Genomic DNA, 1,237 nt, shown 5'->3' on the forward strand with positions numbered 1-1,237 from the left:
GACTACGTCAGCATCAACGCGGACTATCGAAGCTGAGGGTTATTGCTGTCAGGGCTTCATCGCATGACGATCGGCGCCGCCTGCGGGCGGCGCCGAGAATCCCGGCCTTACCGAACCCAGGACTCCGCCTGATGAAGCTTCCCCTGTCCGCCCTCGCCCTTGCTGCCGCCGTGCTCGCTACCAGCGCCCAGGCCCAGTCGCTGACCTACCCCGTCACGCGCAAGGCCGACCAGATCGATGCCTATCACGACACGGCCGTCGCCGACCCCTACCGCTGGCTGGAGGACGACAACAGTGCCGAGACCAAGGCCTGGGTGATCGCCCAGAACGAGGTCACCGACAAGTTCCTGGCCGCCATGCCGCAGCGCCTGCCGGCGCGCCGCATCTACACCGAGCTCTACAACTTCGAGCGCTTCGGCATCCCCTTCAGCGAAGGCGGCCGCTATTTCTGGACCCGCAACGACGGCCTGCAGCAGCAGAACGTCCTCTACACGGCCAAGTCCCTGGCCGACACGCCGGTCGTGGCGCTGGACCCCAACCTGCTGTCCAAGGACGGCACCGTGGCACTGAGCGGCGTCGTGCCCTCGCGCGACGGCAAGTTGCTGGCCTATGGCATCGCCGGTGCCGGCTCCGACTGGCAGACCTGGAAGGTGCGTGACCTGGCCACCGGACAGGATCTCGCCGACACCATCGAATGGGTCAAGTTCAGCGGCGCCGCCTGGACGGCCGATGGCAAGGGCTTCTTCTACGCCCGCTATGACGCGCCCAAGGAAGGCGACAAGCTCAAGGGCGCCAACTACTTCCAGAAGCTCTATTACCACCGCCTCGGCACGGCCCAAAGCGAGGACCTGCTCGTCGCCGAGAACCGCGACGACAAGGAGTGGGGCTTTGGCACCGAGGTGTCGGACGACGGCCAACTGCTGGTCATCAGCGTCTGGAAGAGCGCCGGCAGCAAGAACGGCCTGATGGTGCTGCCCCTGCCCAAGGGGGCTTTTGCCGGCGGCAAGCCCCAGCCCATCACGCTGGACTTCGACGCCCAGTACACCCCTGTCGCCGCCGTCAACGGCAAGCTGATTGTCAAGACCGACAAGGGCGCCCCGCGCGGCAAGCTCGTCGCTGTCGACCTGAAGAACCCGGCGCAGGCCAATTGGAAGACGCTGGTGCCCGAGGGCCCGGATGCGATGACGGCAGCCTCTGCCGTCGGCGGCCGTTTCCTGTTGAGCTATCTGCATGACGC

The 1,237-nt window shown here is 66.3% G+C and carries 1 protein-coding gene; it reads left to right on the top strand.

From position 1 onward, the window contains the following. Window positions 1-131 precede the first annotated feature (131 nt). The coding region (locus AC1DU6_RS31825) for a prolyl oligopeptidase family protein (RefSeq protein WP_477862189.1) at window positions 132-1,237 on the top strand (1,106 nt) is incomplete at its 3' end.

Source organism: Roseateles sp. P5_B10 (assembly GCF_056400485.1).